Genomic DNA, 15195 nt, shown 5'->3' with positions numbered 1-15195 from the left:
CATTATTTTTCTATTGTCACCATAGCAGTGATGATCATAGATAAAACTATTGTCCACCAAAACAACTGATTGATGCTATAAACTTAATATAATTTTGTTAGTTATTTTTATGTGGTTTGTTAGTTATAGAAAAAAACATTGAGTTTTAAGCCGAATTATTGGAAATTCAAAAAAAGAAAACCCCCGCAAATACTGAGTTTGCAGGGGTTTTAATTTCCATTCGGAAAGACAATTCTTAACGTTTCGAGAATTGTGAAGCTTTACGAGCTTTTTTCAAGCCGTATTTGCGACGTTCTTTTTCACGCGGATCACGTGTTAAGAACCCAGCTTTTTTAAGAGCCGGACGATACTCAATATCAACTTTTAAAAGTGCTCTAGCAATACCATGACGGATTGCACCAGCTTGTCCTGAAGGACCGCCACCTTCTACTTTTGCTAAAACATCGTATTTACCGATAGTTTCAGTTAAGTTTAGAGGTTGTTTGATGATTAATTCAAGAGTTTTTAGACCAAAATAGTCTTTAAGCTCACGATTATTAATAATTACATTACCTTCTCCCGGAACCAGACGAACTCTAGCAACCGAGGTTTTTCTGCGACCTGTGCCGTAGTAGTTAACCAATGCCATTTATTTGTTCCCCCTTCCGGTTTATCTTACGTTAATTTCTAATACTTCTGGCATTTGAGCAGCATGTGGATGCTCTGCACCAGCGTATACTTTTAATTTTGTAAACATTTTGCGACCAAGGCTGTTTTTAGGTAACATACCCTTAACTGCCATTTCAACTACTCTTTCCGGTCTAGTTTCTAACATTTTACCAGCAGTAGTAAATGTAGTTCCTCCTGGATATCCAGAATGACGGAAATAAGTTTTTTGAACTAATTTTTTACCAGTTAGTACTACTTTATCAGCATTTAATACGATAACATGGTCACCAGTATCAACATGCGGTGTAAAAGTAGGTTTATTTTTACCACGAAGTACTTTTGCAACTTCAGCAGCTAACCTACCTAAAGTTTTACCTTCAGCATCGACAACGTACCACTTACGTTCTACAGTGGCTGGATTTGCCATAAACGTTGTTTTCATTCGATTCCCTCCTTGTCACAAGTTTCCTTATGATTGTTTCTTTAAATCTTACGCAAAGCTTTAGTCTGATTTTCGGGGCTAGTGAAAACCACGTCAAAACCTCATAAAGATATTTTAATTAAATAAGCACTCAATGTCAAGTGTTTTATCTTAGATATTGTTTTTTTAGTAAAAAACTTCTTCTAGAAATAAACCTTGTGGTGGTGCTGTTATTCCAGCTTTTTGTCGATTTTTCGCCTCAAGAATTTCTTTGAATTTTTCCGGTGTTATTTTCCCCTTGCCAACATTAACAACCGTTCCAACAATATTTCGAACCATATGATACAAAAAACCATTGCCCCAAAATACAAACACTAGCTCACTATCGCTATTTTTTTCTACTGTTGCTTGGAAAATTGTTCTTACCGGATGATGTAGTGGCGAACTGCCTGTAGCTCTAAATGAAGAGAAATCGTGTGTTCCTTCTATGTATTGCAGTGCTAATTGCATTTCTTGAACATTTAAACTTTTCCTAATATACCAAGAATAATTTCGTTGAAAAGGATCTAAATTATCACCTTGTCTTATATAATATTTATATTTTTTACTAACAGCTGAGTGTCTTGCACTGAACTCAAGTGGCATTTCAGTTGCTGCTAACACAACAATGTCTTCCGGCAATAAACTATTTAAAGCTAATTTAATATTAGCTATCGGAATACTTCCTGTCGTATAAAAGTTAATAACTTGACCTCTCGCATGAACCCCAGTATCTGTTCGTCCTGATGCCGCTAATTTTTCAATCTTATGACCTACTAATTTCTCTAAATTTTTCTCAATTATTTGCTGAATTGCAATAGCATTATTCTGTCTTTGAAAACCATGATAATTACCACCATCATAAGCTAATACTAATTTTATATTTCTCATCATAAATATTTCACACCAACATAATTGTAGTACACTATTGCTATCAATCCTAATATCATTAAACTAATTACAATATAATCTTTTAGACTAACTTTTAGTTCGTTCATTCTAGTCCTTCCCTCACCACCACGATAACAACGTGCTTCCATCGCTGTTGCTAATTCGTCAGCTCTTCGAAAAGCACTGATAAATAGTGGTACTAAAATGGGAATTATATTTTCTGCTTTTTTGATAATATTTCCTGATGAAAAATCAGCACCACGCGCTTGTTGTGCTTTAATAATTCTTCCTGTTTCCTCTAATAATGTTGGAATAAATCGTAACGCAATCGTCATCATCATCGCCAATTCATGTACTGGCAATCCTACTTTTTTACAAGGATTTAACAGTTTTTCTATTCCATCTGTCAGTGCTATCGGTGATGTTGTTAAAGTTAAAATAGTGGACATTATAATCAAAAAAGTTAGGCGAGATGACATAAAAATAGCTTGTTGCAAGCCTTCTTTGGTTATAGTTAAGGTGCCAAACTCCCATAAAACAAGTCCATTAGTTGTAAATAAATGAATCAGAGCTGTAAATAAAATAACTACCCACAAAGGCTTTAACGATTTAAAAATCAGCTTAAAACTTACCTTAGCCAGCAATATATTGAATAGTATAAATACTCCTAATAAAGAGTATAAAAAATAATTATTAGCTAAAAACACTGCAATAATGAAGATGGTTAAACTGATTATTTTAGTCCTTGGATCAAGCTGATGAATTAAAGAATTTCCCGGGAAATATTGTCCAATAACAACGTCATTTAGCATTATTTTTCACTCCCCAAGCTGTTTTAATATTAACAATAGCATCATCAAGCTTTATAATGTTTTCTTCAACAGCTAACCCTTGTTGCTTTAATTTGCTCAAAAGTTCGGTTATTTGAGGCAATGCTAAACCTGCCGCTACTAGTTTTTCTTTATATTTAAATACTTGCTCGGGCTTATCATCAATAGAAATCTCGCCATTGTTCATCACAATTAGCCGTTGAGCTAATCTAGCAACGTCATCCATATTATGCGATATTAAAATAACGGTCATTCCAGTTTCTTGATAAAGCTTGGATATTTTTTCAAATAAATCATCTCTTCCCACTGGGTCTAACCCCGCTGCCGGTTCATCCAAAATTAAATATTTGGGTTTTAAGGCAATAACACCTGCAATCGCCACTTTTCGCATTTGTCCACCACTTAATTGAAAGGGTGAACGATTTTTATATTTTTCGTAATCTAAGCTAACAAATTCCAACGATTGTTTTGCAATATTTTCAAGTTTCTCTTCTGGCATCCCCATATTTTTCGGTCCAAAGGTTACATCTTTATATACAGTTTCTTCAAATAATTGTTGCTCAGGATATTGAAAAACAATCCCTACTTTATTTTTTGCAGCTTTAGCCGAAACTGTATTTTGATTAATATTAACATCATCGATAATGACAGTTCCACTATCAGGTGTTAGTAACCCTTTTAAATGTTGTACAAGGGTCGATTTACCTGATCCAGTATGACCTATTATCGCAACAAATTCACCTTCAGAAATTTCTAAATTTATATTTTTTATCCCTGTTTTTTCAAAGGGGGTATCTTTCATATAGGTATAATTAACATCACTTAGTTTTATCGACATAGTGCCTCCACTAATTCTTCATCGTAAATAATATTATTTGCTCTTATAATATTATCTTCTTGTAGACGATAAGAGACCTCTGCTGCAATCGGTACATCTAACCCTAATTTTTTAATTTTCAATACTTGGCTAAAAACTTCTTTCGGTGTTCCTTGTAAACGTATTCTGCCATTTTCCATTACAATTACTTTATCAGCCATTATAGCTTCTTCCATAAAATGTGTTATATATACTATTGTAATATTATCTTCACTATTAAGCTTTTTAACAGTACTTAAAACCTCTTGTCTACCAACCGGATCAAGCATTGCCGTAGGTTCATCTAGCACTAAACACTTTGAATTCATCGCTAATACACCAGCCATCGCTAACCGCTGTTTTTGTCCACCTGACAGTAAATGTGGTGCATGTTTTCTATATTTATTTAACCCAACAGCATTTAATGCTTTTTTTACCCTAGCTTTTATTTCTGTACTATCAATACCAATATTCTCCGGGCCAAAAGCAATATCTTCTTCGACAATAGTTGCTACAATTTGGTTATCTGGATTTTGAAAGACCATTCCGATCTTTTGTCTAATTTTCCATAAATCAACATCATTTTGTGTATCAATATTATCAACGATACATCTTCCACTAGTAGGTTTTAATAAAGCATTCAAATGCTTTGCTAGCGTTGATTTTCCAGAACCATTAGTGCCAATTATTGCAATAAATTCACCTTGATTTATTGTTAAATTAATATCTTCTAAAGCAATAAATTCATCCGGTGTATTGATATGATAAATATGACTCAAAGATTCTATTTTTATTAATGCACTCATACCTTCTCCTATTAATATTTAAATTAAACCATAATAATCTAAAGTAACAGTTCACCTTTATTGACAAAATAAACTTTATTTATTTTGCCAATAAAGGCGACCTATCGGCCGCCTCTTAGTTATTGTTTACACCAATTCAATTATTGCCATCGGTGCTGCATCACCACGGCGAGGTCCAAGTTTCAATACACGAGTGTATCCACCTTGACGCTCAGCATATTTAGGTGCAACAGTATCAAATAGTTTTTTTACAACTTCTTCGTCCATAAGACGTGCTAAAACTTGACGGCGAGCATGTAAGTCGCCACGCTTAGCTAATGTAATTAATTGATCAGCAAGACCACTAATTTCTTTAGCTTTAGCTTCAGTAGTTTCAATACGCTCATACTTAAAGAAGGAAGTCAAAATACTGCGGAAAAGTGCTTTACGAGCACTGGAATCACGTCCTAGCTTTCTGTAGGCCATAATCTTTCCTCCTTCTATTCTTCAATTTCGGTAAGTGCTAAACCCAATTCAATAAGTTTCTTTTTAACTTCTTCAAGAGACTTACGACCTAAGTTACGCACTTTCATCATATCTTCTTCGCTTTTACGAGCTAAGTCAGCAACAGTGTTGATATTTGCTCTTTTCAAACAGTTATAAGAACGAACAGACAAATCCAAGTCTTCGATAGTCATATCTAAAGTATTGGAAGTTAAATCTTCTGCCGGCTCCATGAACGTGTCTTCTAATTCTTCATCTTCTGAAACAATGCCAGCCATGTTTTGGAATAATTTTAGATGAGCAATCATAACGCTTGCTGCTTTACTGATTGCTTCTTCCGGTCTCATGCTACCATCAGTCCATAACTCTAAAGTTAATTTATCATAGTCAGTAACATTACCAACACGGGTATCAGTTACAATGTAATTAACTCTTTGAATTGGTGAGAAAATAGAATCAATTGGTATCACACCAATTGGATATTCCGGCTTTTTGTTTTTGTCAGCCGGAACATAACCACGACCACGCTCTACTGTTAATTCCATTTGAAAAGAACCGCTAGCATCAACTGTCGCTATGTGTAAATCAGGATTTAGGATTTCTACATCCGCATCAGTTATAATATCTGCTGCTGTAACAGTTTTTTCACCAGTTACATCGATCCTTAATACTCTTGGCTCTTCACAATGCATTTTTAAGCATAGTGATTTTAAATTTAAAATGATGTTAGTAACATCTTCCCTTACACCAGGGATTGTTGAAAACTCATGTAATACGCCATCAATTTTAATGCAAGTCACTGCCGCACCTTGCAACGATGATAATAGAATTCTACGTAAACTATTACCAAGCGTTGTGCCATAGCCACGCTCTAATGGCTCGCATACAAATTTACCATAACGATTATCTTCATTAATTTCAACAATCTCGATTTTCGGTTTTTCGATTTCGATCATCTGAATAACCCTCCTCATTTGCGCACTACTAAGTTACGCCATCCCCATGGCTTGAGGGCCTATTATCTTGAGTACAACTCTACGATTAAATGTTCTTGGATTGGTGTATCGATTTCATCTCTGTTTGGATAACGTACGATTTTACCGATCATTTCTTCAGCTTGAACTTCTAACCATGCTGGAGTTGTTTTTGTTGTAACTGCTTCAGCAATTTCTTTAATTAATGGTGATTGTTTACTAGTTTCTTTAACTTGAATAACATCACCAGGTTTGATTTGATAAGATGGAATATCAACGCGTTTGCCATTTACAGTGAAATGTCTATGACGAACAAGTTGTCTAGCTTGCGTGCGACTTGCAGCAAAACCTAAACGATATACCACATTATCTAATCTTCTTTCTAATAATACTAAAAGGTTTTCACCAGTAATACCTTTTTGGCGATCAGCTTTATCAAAGTATGTACGGAATTGACCTTCTAACACACCGTATACACGACGTGCTCTTTGTTTTTCACGTAATTGAAGACCGTATTCAGATACTTTCTTACGTGCTTGACCATGTTGGCCAGGTGCATAGCTACGTTTTGTGAACGAACAGCTATCACTATAACATCTATCACCTTTAAGGTACAATTTTGCACCTTCACGGCGGCAAAGTCTACAAACAGGACCTGTATATCTTGCCATTCTTATTTAACACCTCCTGGATTTATTATACTCTTCTACGTTTTGGTGGACGGCATCCATTATGAGGGATTGGAGTTACATCTTTAATTAAGTTAACTTCCAAACCAGCCGCTTGTAATGCTCTAATTGCTGCTTCACGACCAGCACCAGGACCTTTTACAAATACTTCTACTTGTTTAAGGCCATGTTCCATAGCCGCTTTTGAAGCTGTTTCAGCTGCCATTTGCGCTGCAAATGGTGTGCTTTTACGAGAACCTCTGAAACCAAGGCCACCAGCACTAGCCCAAGATATTGCATTACCTTTAGTATCAGTAATTGTTACAATTGTGTTATTAAAAGTTGAGCGAATATGAACCATACCATGCTCAATATTTTTGCGCTCTTTTCTTTTAGTTCTAACAACTTTTTTAGCTACCAAAGCTTATCCCTCCTTCTTTATTTTTTCTTTTTAGCACCAACAGTTCTTTTCGGACCTTTACGTGTGCGTGCATTAGTTTTAGTTTTTTGACCTCTTACAGGTAAGCCCATACGATGTCTTTTACCACGGTAGCAGTTGATTTCAATTAAACGTTTAATGTTTAAAGCTTCTTCACGACGTAAGTCACCTTCAACACGATAATTTTTATCAATCGCTTCACGGATTTTAGCCACTTCTTCTTCAGTTAAATCGCGAGTACGAGTATCAGCACTGATACCAGTAATTGCTAAAATTTCTTTGGAACGAGTAGGGCCTATACCGAAAATATATGTTAATGAAATCTCGATTCTTTTATCACGAGGTAAATCTACTCCGGCAATACGTGCCATATATTGTGCACCTCCTAACCTTGTTTTTGTTTATGTTTGGGATTTTCGCAAATTACCATGACGTTACCTTTGCGTTTAATAACTTTACATTTCTCACAAATGGGTTTGACCGAAGGTCTTACTTTCATTTGCCTTGTCCCCCTTTTCTAGGATACCTTTTTTTCTAGTTAATATCAATTTCCGCAATTAACTCAACTAAAAAATATTATTTGAAACGGTAAGTAATTCGACCACGGCTTAAATCATATGGTGTAAGTTCTATTGTAACTTTATCACCCGGTAAAATCCTAATGAAATTCATTCTGATTTTTCCTGATACATGAGCCAAAACTACATGGCCGTTTTCTAATTCAACTTGAAACATTGCATTAGGTAATGCTTCAAGAACCTTACCTTCAACCTCAATTACATCTTGTTTGGACATGAGATACTTCCTCCTCGTCCGCTTGTCACAAATTATCCGGTGTACAATTTTGCGATAGCTTGATTAAGATTATTAATCAAAGCTTCAGCAATCCACTTGTAAACTTTGACATGCCGAATGTTTTAAAATTATTTTTTGATAGTTTTCCTTGCTACTGCAAGGACTTAACTATTGATGACACCAACAATCAAATAAATAGCTCAATTGTTATCCAATTACTATTTAACCTAAGTTATTTGTTGGGCTAGCCTCGCCATAAATATACTTCTACAATTTGGTCAAAATTTCTGTTTTGTCGTCTGTAATTGCAATTGTATGTTCAAAATGTGCAGAAGGTTTATTATCTTTAGTTACAACCGTCCAACCATCACTTAAGGTCTTTACTTCGTGTGTACCTAAATTGATCATCGGCTCTATCGCTAATGTCATACCAGATTTTAATCGTGGGCCGCGGCCAGGAATACCGTAATTAGGAATTTGAGGATCTTCGTGCATATTCCTGCCAATACCATGCCCAACATAGTCACGTACTACGCCATAACCATGACTTTCTGCACATGATCCAATAGCATGTGATACATCGCCTAGACGATTACCGACCATAGCTTGTTCAATACCGGCCAATAAAGATTGTTCAGTAACTTCTAACAGCTTTTGGATATCAGCTTCTACTTCACCAACGGCAAAAGTTTTTGCTGAATCGCCATTATAACCATTAATTAGTGCCCCGACATCAACACTGATGATATCTTTATTTTTCAATTTGCGGGATCCTGGAATCCCATGTACAACTTCTTCATTTACCGAAGCACAAATTGTACTGGGAAATCCATGGTATCCTTTAAAAGCCGGCTTTGCACCACAGCTTGTTATATATTTCTCGGCAATTTTATCTAATTCGAGTGTACTTACTCCTGGCTTAACAGCATCTTTTAATTCAACCAACGTTTCTGCCACTATCTTACCAGCATCACGCATGTAAGCAAGTTCTCTATCTGATTTAAGGATTATCATCCTACTCGCTCCTTAAGCTTGCTACAATATCATCAAATACTTTATTGATGTATTGTCTGCCATCAATTTCAGTATATAATCCATTGTTTTGATAATAGTCAATAAGCGGCTGAGTCTGTGATGTATATACCGAAAGACGCTTAGTCATAGTAGCTTCACTGTCATCAGCTCTTTGATATGTTTCTCCACCACATTTATCACATAAACCTTCAACTTTAGTTGGTTTATTAACAACATGATATGTTGCACCACAAGCTTTGCAAATGCGTCTGCCGGTAGCTCTAGCAATTAAATCTTCGCTAGGAACACTGATGTTAAGAACACAATCAAGTTTAATGTTTAATTCTGCTAATGTTTTATCTAAAGCGTTAGCTTGTTCTAAAGTACGTGGAAATCCATCAAGCATAAAACCTTTTTTGCAGTCATCTTTGGACAAACGTTCTTTAACGATACCAATTGTGATTTCATCAGAAACTAATTGTCCAGCATCCATGCAAGCTTTTGCTTGTTTACCTAGCTCAGTTCCTTCTTTTACAGCTGCCCTAAACATATCTCCAGTGGAAATATGAGGGATAGCAAATTTTTCTACTAGCATTTCCGCTTGGGTGCCTTTACCAGCACCCGGCGGTCCCATTAAAAGGATGTACATTTATGTTTTCCCCCTTACTTCATAAACCCTTGGTAGTGGCGCATTAAAACCATCGCTTCAATTTGCTTCATAGTATCAAGAGCCACCCCAACAATAATAAGTAAGGCTGTTCCACCAAAGTATACACCTTCAATATGAGTAATTGCTGCAACAAAATTAGGTAGTATAGCTATAAAAGCAAGGAATACTGCTCCAGCAAGAGTAATTCTGGTCATAACGCGGTCTAAATAATCTGCCGTTGGCTTGCCCGGACGAAGTCCTGGGATAAAACCACCGTATTTTTTCAGATTCTCTGCCATATCCGATATGTTTAATGTTACCGCAGTATAAAAATATGTGAAGAAAACAATCATCAATGCATATAACGCTGTTTGAAGAGGAGTTCCCCACGCAAAATATCCTGCCAAAGTCTTTACCCATGGAATATTAATAAATTGGGCAATGGTAACAGGAAACATCAGCACGGATGACGCAAAGATTATTGGAATTACACCCGCTTGATTAACTTTAAGCGGAATGTGAGTGGAGTGTCCACCATACATTTTACGCCCAACAACTCGTTTAGCATATTGTACTGGGATTCTCCGTTGGCCTTGTTGTATAGCAATAACTAATACAATCATGGCAATTGCAATAATCAAAAATAATGCAACATTAAAGTAGCTAATCGTACCTGCTTGAAGGTATTTATAAATTACGCCAATACCTTTTGGTAAACTTGAAACGATCCCGGCAAAGATTATCAGTGAAATACCATTACCAATACCTTTTTCCGTAATCTGTTCACCTAACCACATCAAAAATGTAGTACCCGCTGTTAACGTTAATGCAATTAATAGTATTGAACCAATACTAGGGTTGATAATTGCATCTTTCAAACCATACGCCATTCCGGTTGCTTGTACAAAGCCAAGTATTACCGTTCCATAACGAGTGATTTTACTGATTTTTTTGCGACCTTCTTCGCCTTCTTTACTCCAACTTTCAAAGGTCGGCACAACCACTGTTAGTAGTTGCATAATAATAGAAGCATTGATGTATGGCGTAATACTCATTGCAAATATTGAAAATTTACTTAACGCTCCACCGGCAAACAAGTCTAACATACCGAATAAACTTCCACTGTTAAACAGTTGCTCAATAACTTCTGCGTTAACGCCAGGAACAGGAATATGTGTTCCTAGTCTAAATACCATAAACATGGCTAAGGTGAAAAGTACTTTTTGTCTAAGTTCGGTAATCTTTAGTATATTTACTAGAGATGAAAGCACCTAGATCACCTCTACTTTTCCACCAGCCGCTGTAATTTTATCTGCTGCAGACTTCGTAAAGCCATTTGCAATTACAGTTAACGATTTATCTAATTGGCCGTTTCCTAAAATACGAACACCATCTCGAACGTTTTTCAGAATACCAGCTTCAATTAAAGCAACCGGATCAACTACTGTACCTTCTTCGAAACAATTCAATGTTGAAACGTTAACTTCAGCATATTCTTTTCCGAATTTATTATAGAAACCGCGTTTTGGTAATCTACGATATAAAGGCATTTGACCGCCTTCAAATCCAGTACGAACGCCACCGCCTGAACGGGAGTTTTGTCCTTTATGTCCTCTACCGGATGTTTTACCTAATCCGGAGCCAATTCCGCGACCAACACGAGTACGAGTTTTTCTCGATCCAGGAGCTGGAGCTAATTCGTGTAATTTCATACGTAGCACCTCCTTGAACTAGTCTTGTACTTCTTCAACTGTTACAAGATGCTCTACTTTGCGAACCATGCCGCGAATTACAGCGTTATCATCTTGCACTACAAAAGAATTTGTTTTTCCTAAACCTAAAGCCTTAACCGTAGCTCTTTGATCTTCTTGTCTACCGATCAAGCTTCTGGTAAGAGTTATTTTTAACTTTGCCATTAAAATACCTCCTTAACCCAAAAGTTCCTGAACTGTTTTACCACGAAGTTCAGCTACTACTTCAGCTTTTTTAAGTTGCTCTAAACCTTTTAATGTAGCTCTCACCATATTATTAGGGTTAGATGAACCTAGTGATTTTGTTAAGATATCATGAATACCAGCTAATTCAAGTACCGCACGAGCTGGGCCACCAGCGATAACTCCTGTACCAGGTGATGCTGGTTTTAATAAAACACGACCTGCACCAAATACACCGATAATTTCATGAGGAATAGTAGTTCCAACTAAAGAAACTTTAATTAAATTTTTCTTTGCATCTTCGATGCCTTTTCTGATTGCTTCAGGTACTTCGCCAGCTTTACCTAAACCAGCACCAACATAACCGTTTTCATCACCAACTACTACTAAAGCACTGAATGAAAAACGACGTCCGCCTTTTACAACCTTGGCAACCCTGTTGATATATACAACTTTCTCTTTTAGTTCAAGAGAAGTGTGATCAATTTTGGCCATTAGTTTACCTCCTTTTTCAAAACTCTAGAATTCAAGCCCCGCTTCACGCGCTGCTTCTGCTAAAGCTGCTACTCTACCATGATAGAGATAACCGCCACGATCAAACACAACTTGCTTAATACCTTTTTCTATTGCACGTTTTGCAATTACTGCACCAACTGCTTTAGAAGCTTCGATATTACCGCCATATTTTACCGCTTCTTTAACTTCTTTGTCTAATGTACTTGCTGCAACTAAAGTTACACCATTTACATCATCAATTACTTGAACATACATGTTATTTAAGCTACGGAACACGTTTAAACGAGGTTTTGTAGCTGTACCTGAAATATTTTTACGCACTCTTAAGTGACGTTTTTTACGAGAAATATTTTTATCTGCTTTACGAAGCAAGGTGTTCACTCCTTTCGCTTAAAGGTTACTTCTTACCTTTACCGCCTGCTTTACCAACTTTACGACGGATAACTTCACCTTCGTATTTAATACCTTTACCTTTATAAGGTTCTGGTTCTCTATAGCCTCTGATTTTAGCTGCCATAGCGCCAACTTCTTCTTTATTAATACCTGATACAACAATTTTATTTGGAGCAGGAACTTCTAAAGAAATACCTGTTGGTGGTTCAACCTCTACTGGATGTGAGAAACCTAATGAAAGGTTTACTTTATTGCCAGCTTTAGCTGCTCTGTAACCAACACCACTAATTTCTAGTGTTTTAGTGAATCCTTCTGTTACACCAATAACCATGTTGGAGATTAGTGTACGAGTTAAGCCGTGCAAAGATCTATGATCTTTATTGTCAGAAGGACGTTTAACTGTAAGTACGTTTTCTTCAACTTCGATAATCATATCTTGGTTAAATTCACGAACTAATTCGCCTTTAGGGCCTTTTACTGTCACCACATTGTTTTCTAATTTAACTGTTACGCCATTAGGAATCGCAATCGGTGCTCTACCAATTCTTGACATATATACACCTCCTACCTACAAAAACTGTATTACCAAACGTATGCTATTACTTCGCCACCAAGACCGTTTTTACGTGCTTGTTTATCACTCATGATTCCTTTTGAAGTGGAAACAATAGCAATACCTAAACCACCTAAAACTCTTGGAAGTTGATCATTTTTCGCATATACACGTAAACCAGGTTTTGAAATACGTTTAATTCCTGTGATTACTTTTTCGCGATTAGGTCCATATTTTAAGTTTACACGCAATAAACCTTGCTTGCTATCTTGAACAAAGTCAAAATCTTTAATGAAACCTTCTTCTTTTAAGATATTAGCAATAGCTACTTTAATTTTGGATCCTGGTATTTCTACTTTTTCATGATATACAGAGTTTGCATTACGCAAACGAGTAAGCATATCTGCAATTGGATCAGTCATTACCATAGGGCCTACCTCCTTCCGTTAATGTCTACCAGCTAGCTTTGGTTACCCCTGGGATAGCACCTTTGTAGCTTTGTTCTCTAAAACATATACGACACATTTCGAATTTACGCATATATCCATGCGGACGTCCGCAAATTTTGCATCTATTGTATCGACGAACTTCAAATTTCGGTTCGCGATTCCACTTTTCAATCATCGCCTTTTTGGCCACAAGAGTCCCTCCTTTACGCGCTAAATGGCATTCCCATTAGTTTTAAAAATTCTCTAGCTTCTTCGTCAGAATTCGCAGTAGTTACGATAATAATATCCATACCACGAAGTTTATCAACTTTATCATATTCAATCTCTGGGAACATTAATTGTTCTTTAACACCCATAGCATAGTTACCGCGACCATCAAATGATTTATCGCTGATACCACGGAAGTCACGAACACGAGGTAATGCCACATTCATGAATTTATCTAAAAATTGATACATGCGCTCACCACGTAAAGTTACTTTTGCACCAATTGGCATACCTTCACGTAATTTAAAAGCTGCTAAAGATTTTTTTGCACGAGTTAATATTGGTTTTTGACCAGCGATTAACGTTAAATCACTTACTGCGGAATCTAAAACTTTAGGATTACCTACAGCTTCGCCAACACCCATATTAAGTACAATTTTCTCTAATTTAGGAACTTGCATTATATTTTTATAGCCAAACTTTTCCATTAAAGCCGGCACAACTTCTTTAGTGTACTTTTCTTTTAATCTTTCCACTGAGTTACCTCCTTTCAGTGATTATTTATCTACGATCTCTCCGCACTTTTTGCAAGCACGAACAAATTTACCGCTAACTTCTTTTTTAGCAATTCGGGTAGCTTTATCGCAAGCTGGGCAAACCAACATTACTTTCGCTACATTCATTGGAGCTTCTTTAACAATAATTCCACCTTGTGGATTACTTTGACTTGGTTTAGTGTGACGTTTAACTTTGTTAACGCCTTCAACTACAACTTTAGTCTTTTTTGGTAAAGCTTCAATGATTTTACCTTTTATGCCTTTATCTTTACCGGATAATACTACAACAGTATCACCTTTTTTGACATGTAACTTATTTTGTGACAACTTAGGACACCTCCTAACTTAGATTACTTCAGGAGCTAATGAAACGATTTTCATGAAATCTTTTTCACGTAACTCTCTTGCTACTGGTCCGAATATACGCGTACCTCTAGGGGTCTTGTCGTCTTTTATAACAACAGCGGCATTTTCGTCAAAACGAATATAAGATCCATCAGGACGACGTAAGCCTTTTTTACTTCTTACTACTACTGCTTTTACAACATCACCTTTTTTAACTACGCCACCAGGTGCTGCTGATTTTACTGCAGCAACAATAATATCTCCAATGTTAGCATATTTGCGATAAGAACCGCCTAATACACGGATACACATAATTTCTTTTGCACCAGTGTTATCACCAACATTTAATATTGTTTGTTGTTGAATCATCGTTTTCCCTCCTTCTTGAAATTTCTTGACCACTCAAACTAGTTTTGAGCTAAATTATTTCGCTTTTTCAAGAATTTCTACAACTCTCCAACGCTTATCTTTAGACAGCGGACGAGTTTCCATGATTTCAACAGTGTCACCGATATGGCTTTCATTGTTTTCATCATGAGCTTTAAATTTAACTGTTTTCTTAACAGCTTTTTTATATAATGGATGCTGAACTAAACGCTCAACAGCAACTACAACAGTTTTGTCCATTTTATCGCTAACTACTTTACCAATTCTGGTTTTTCGCTCATTTCTTTCAGTCATGCCTGTAGCCTCCTTTTTCCAGTCTTTGCATATCAACCCATTACAAG

General features: G+C 36.3%; 27 protein-coding genes. All 27 read right to left on the bottom strand.

The window, feature by feature from the left end; genetic code table 11:
* Nucleotides 1–235: 235 nt before the first annotated feature.
* A complete protein-coding gene (rpsI, locus tag KBI38_00465) occupies nt 236–628 on the bottom strand; it encodes a 30S ribosomal protein S9 (protein MBP8628541.1) in 393 nt (130 codons plus the stop codon).
* A gap of 21 nt (nt 629–649) precedes the next feature.
* Complete coding sequence (gene rplM / locus KBI38_00460) at nt 650–1090, bottom strand: 50S ribosomal protein L13 (GenBank protein ID MBP8628540.1); 441 nt, start codon at nt 1088–1090, stop codon at nt 650–652.
* Between the two features lie 165 nt (nt 1091–1255).
* Nucleotides 1256–1999, bottom strand: coding sequence for a tRNA pseudouridine(38-40) synthase TruA (gene truA, locus KBI38_00455; GenBank protein ID MBP8628539.1), 744 nt, complete (start codon nt 1997–1999; stop codon nt 1256–1258).
* Nucleotides 1999–2811: an energy-coupling factor transporter transmembrane protein EcfT gene (locus tag KBI38_00450; GenBank protein MBP8628538.1), complete on the bottom strand. Its 813-nt coding sequence runs from the start codon at nt 2809–2811 to the stop codon at nt 1999–2001. The genes truA and KBI38_00450 overlap by 1 nt, the downstream gene beginning before the upstream one ends.
* Complete coding sequence (locus KBI38_00445) at nt 2801–3667, bottom strand: energy-coupling factor transporter ATPase (GenBank protein MBP8628537.1); 867 nt, start codon at nt 3665–3667, stop codon at nt 2801–2803. The genes KBI38_00450 and KBI38_00445 overlap by 11 nt, the downstream gene beginning before the upstream one ends.
* Nucleotides 3658–4491, bottom strand: a complete 834-nt coding sequence (locus KBI38_00440) for an energy-coupling factor transporter ATPase (protein MBP8628536.1) — start codon at nt 4489–4491, stop codon at nt 3658–3660. Before KBI38_00440 ends, KBI38_00445 begins: the two co-directional genes overlap by 10 nt.
* A 126-nt stretch (nt 4492–4617) precedes the next feature.
* Nucleotides 4618–4956, bottom strand: a complete 339-nt coding sequence (gene rplQ, locus KBI38_00435; protein MBP8628535.1) for a 50S ribosomal protein L17 — start codon at nt 4954–4956, stop codon at nt 4618–4620.
* A gap of 14 nt (nt 4957–4970) precedes the next feature.
* Nucleotides 4971–5930, bottom strand: a complete 960-nt coding sequence (locus KBI38_00430; protein MBP8628534.1) for a DNA-directed RNA polymerase subunit alpha — start codon at nt 5928–5930, stop codon at nt 4971–4973.
* A gap of 62 nt (nt 5931–5992) precedes the next feature.
* A complete protein-coding gene (rpsD, locus tag KBI38_00425) occupies nt 5993–6619 on the bottom strand; it encodes a 30S ribosomal protein S4 (GenBank protein MBP8628533.1) in 627 nt (208 codons plus the stop codon).
* Between the two features lie 25 nt (nt 6620–6644).
* Nucleotides 6645–7037, bottom strand: a complete 393-nt coding sequence (gene rpsK / locus KBI38_00420) for a 30S ribosomal protein S11 (GenBank protein MBP8628532.1) — start codon at nt 7035–7037, stop codon at nt 6645–6647.
* 17 nt (nt 7038–7054) lie between these two features.
* A complete protein-coding gene (gene rpsM, locus KBI38_00415) occupies nt 7055–7426 on the bottom strand; it encodes a 30S ribosomal protein S13 (GenBank protein MBP8628531.1) in 372 nt (123 codons plus the stop codon).
* Between the two features lie 14 nt (nt 7427–7440).
* A complete protein-coding gene (rpmJ, locus tag KBI38_00410; protein ID MBP8628530.1) occupies nt 7441–7554 on the bottom strand; it encodes a 50S ribosomal protein L36 in 114 nt (37 codons plus the stop codon).
* Nucleotides 7555–7631: 77 nt separating this feature from the next.
* Nucleotides 7632–7850: a translation initiation factor IF-1 gene (infA, locus tag KBI38_00405; protein ID MBP8628529.1), complete on the bottom strand. Its 219-nt coding sequence runs from the start codon at nt 7848–7850 to the stop codon at nt 7632–7634.
* Nucleotides 7851–8117: 267 nt separating this feature from the next.
* On the bottom strand, nt 8118–8864 hold the full coding sequence (gene map, locus KBI38_00400) for a type I methionyl aminopeptidase (GenBank protein MBP8628528.1): 747 nt from the start codon (nt 8862–8864) through the stop codon (nt 8118–8120).
* 1 nt (nt 8865) lies between these two features.
* Nucleotides 8866–9513, bottom strand: coding sequence for an adenylate kinase (locus tag KBI38_00395; protein MBP8628527.1), 648 nt, complete (start codon nt 9511–9513; stop codon nt 8866–8868).
* Nucleotides 9514–9527: 14 nt separating this feature from the next.
* Nucleotides 9528–10784, bottom strand: coding sequence for a preprotein translocase subunit SecY (secY, locus tag KBI38_00390; GenBank protein MBP8628526.1), 1257 nt, complete (start codon nt 10782–10784; stop codon nt 9528–9530).
* The gene (gene rplO / locus KBI38_00385) at nt 10785–11225 is read right to left on the bottom strand and encodes a 50S ribosomal protein L15 (protein ID MBP8628525.1); all 441 of its coding nucleotides are present in this window, start codon (nt 11223–11225) and stop codon (nt 10785–10787) included. It lies immediately after the preceding gene.
* 18 nt (nt 11226–11243) lie between these two features.
* Entirely contained in the window at nt 11244–11429 is a 186-nt protein-coding gene (gene rpmD / locus KBI38_00380) for a 50S ribosomal protein L30 (GenBank protein MBP8628524.1), read from the bottom strand.
* A 12-nt stretch (nt 11430–11441) separates the two neighbouring features.
* Nucleotides 11442–11942 carry a 30S ribosomal protein S5 gene (gene rpsE, locus KBI38_00375; protein ID MBP8628523.1) on the bottom strand — a complete coding sequence of 167 codons (501 nt, stop codon included), beginning with the start codon at nt 11940–11942 and terminating at the stop codon, nt 11442–11444.
* Between the two features lie 24 nt (nt 11943–11966).
* Complete coding sequence (rplR, locus tag KBI38_00370; GenBank protein ID MBP8628522.1) at nt 11967–12335, bottom strand: 50S ribosomal protein L18; 369 nt, start codon at nt 12333–12335, stop codon at nt 11967–11969.
* 25 nt (nt 12336–12360) lie between these two features.
* Entirely contained in the window at nt 12361–12909 is a 549-nt protein-coding gene (gene rplF / locus KBI38_00365; GenBank protein MBP8628521.1) for a 50S ribosomal protein L6, read from the bottom strand.
* Between the two features lie 29 nt (nt 12910–12938).
* On the bottom strand, nt 12939–13337 hold the full coding sequence (gene rpsH / locus KBI38_00360) for a 30S ribosomal protein S8 (GenBank protein ID MBP8628520.1): 399 nt from the start codon (nt 13335–13337) through the stop codon (nt 12939–12941).
* 25 nt (nt 13338–13362) lie between these two features.
* Nucleotides 13363–13548 carry a type Z 30S ribosomal protein S14 gene (locus KBI38_00355; GenBank protein MBP8628519.1) on the bottom strand — a complete coding sequence of 62 codons (186 nt, stop codon included), beginning with the start codon at nt 13546–13548 and terminating at the stop codon, nt 13363–13365.
* A 13-nt stretch (nt 13549–13561) separates the two neighbouring features.
* Nucleotides 13562–14101 (bottom strand): 50S ribosomal protein L5, encoded by a 540-nt coding sequence (gene rplE / locus KBI38_00350; protein ID MBP8628518.1) that lies wholly within the window; start codon nt 14099–14101, stop codon nt 13562–13564.
* Between the two features lie 21 nt (nt 14102–14122).
* The gene (rplX, locus tag KBI38_00345) at nt 14123–14449 is read right to left on the bottom strand and encodes a 50S ribosomal protein L24 (GenBank protein ID MBP8628517.1); all 327 of its coding nucleotides are present in this window, start codon (nt 14447–14449) and stop codon (nt 14123–14125) included.
* An 18-nt stretch (nt 14450–14467) separates the two neighbouring features.
* Nucleotides 14468–14836, bottom strand: coding sequence for a 50S ribosomal protein L14 (rplN, locus tag KBI38_00340; GenBank protein ID MBP8628516.1), 369 nt, complete (start codon nt 14834–14836; stop codon nt 14468–14470).
* 54 nt (nt 14837–14890) lie between these two features.
* Nucleotides 14891–15148 (bottom strand): 30S ribosomal protein S17, encoded by a 258-nt coding sequence (gene rpsQ, locus KBI38_00335; protein MBP8628515.1) that lies wholly within the window; start codon nt 15146–15148, stop codon nt 14891–14893.
* Nucleotides 15149–15195: the final 47 nt, after the last annotated feature.

Source organism: Negativicutes bacterium (genome assembly GCA_018052945.1).
Classification (GTDB): domain Bacteria; phylum Bacillota; class Negativicutes; order JAGPMH01; family JAGPMH01; genus JAGPMH01.
Note: the sequence above shows the minus strand (reverse complement) of the source record. Positions and strands in the feature narration are given on the sequence as shown.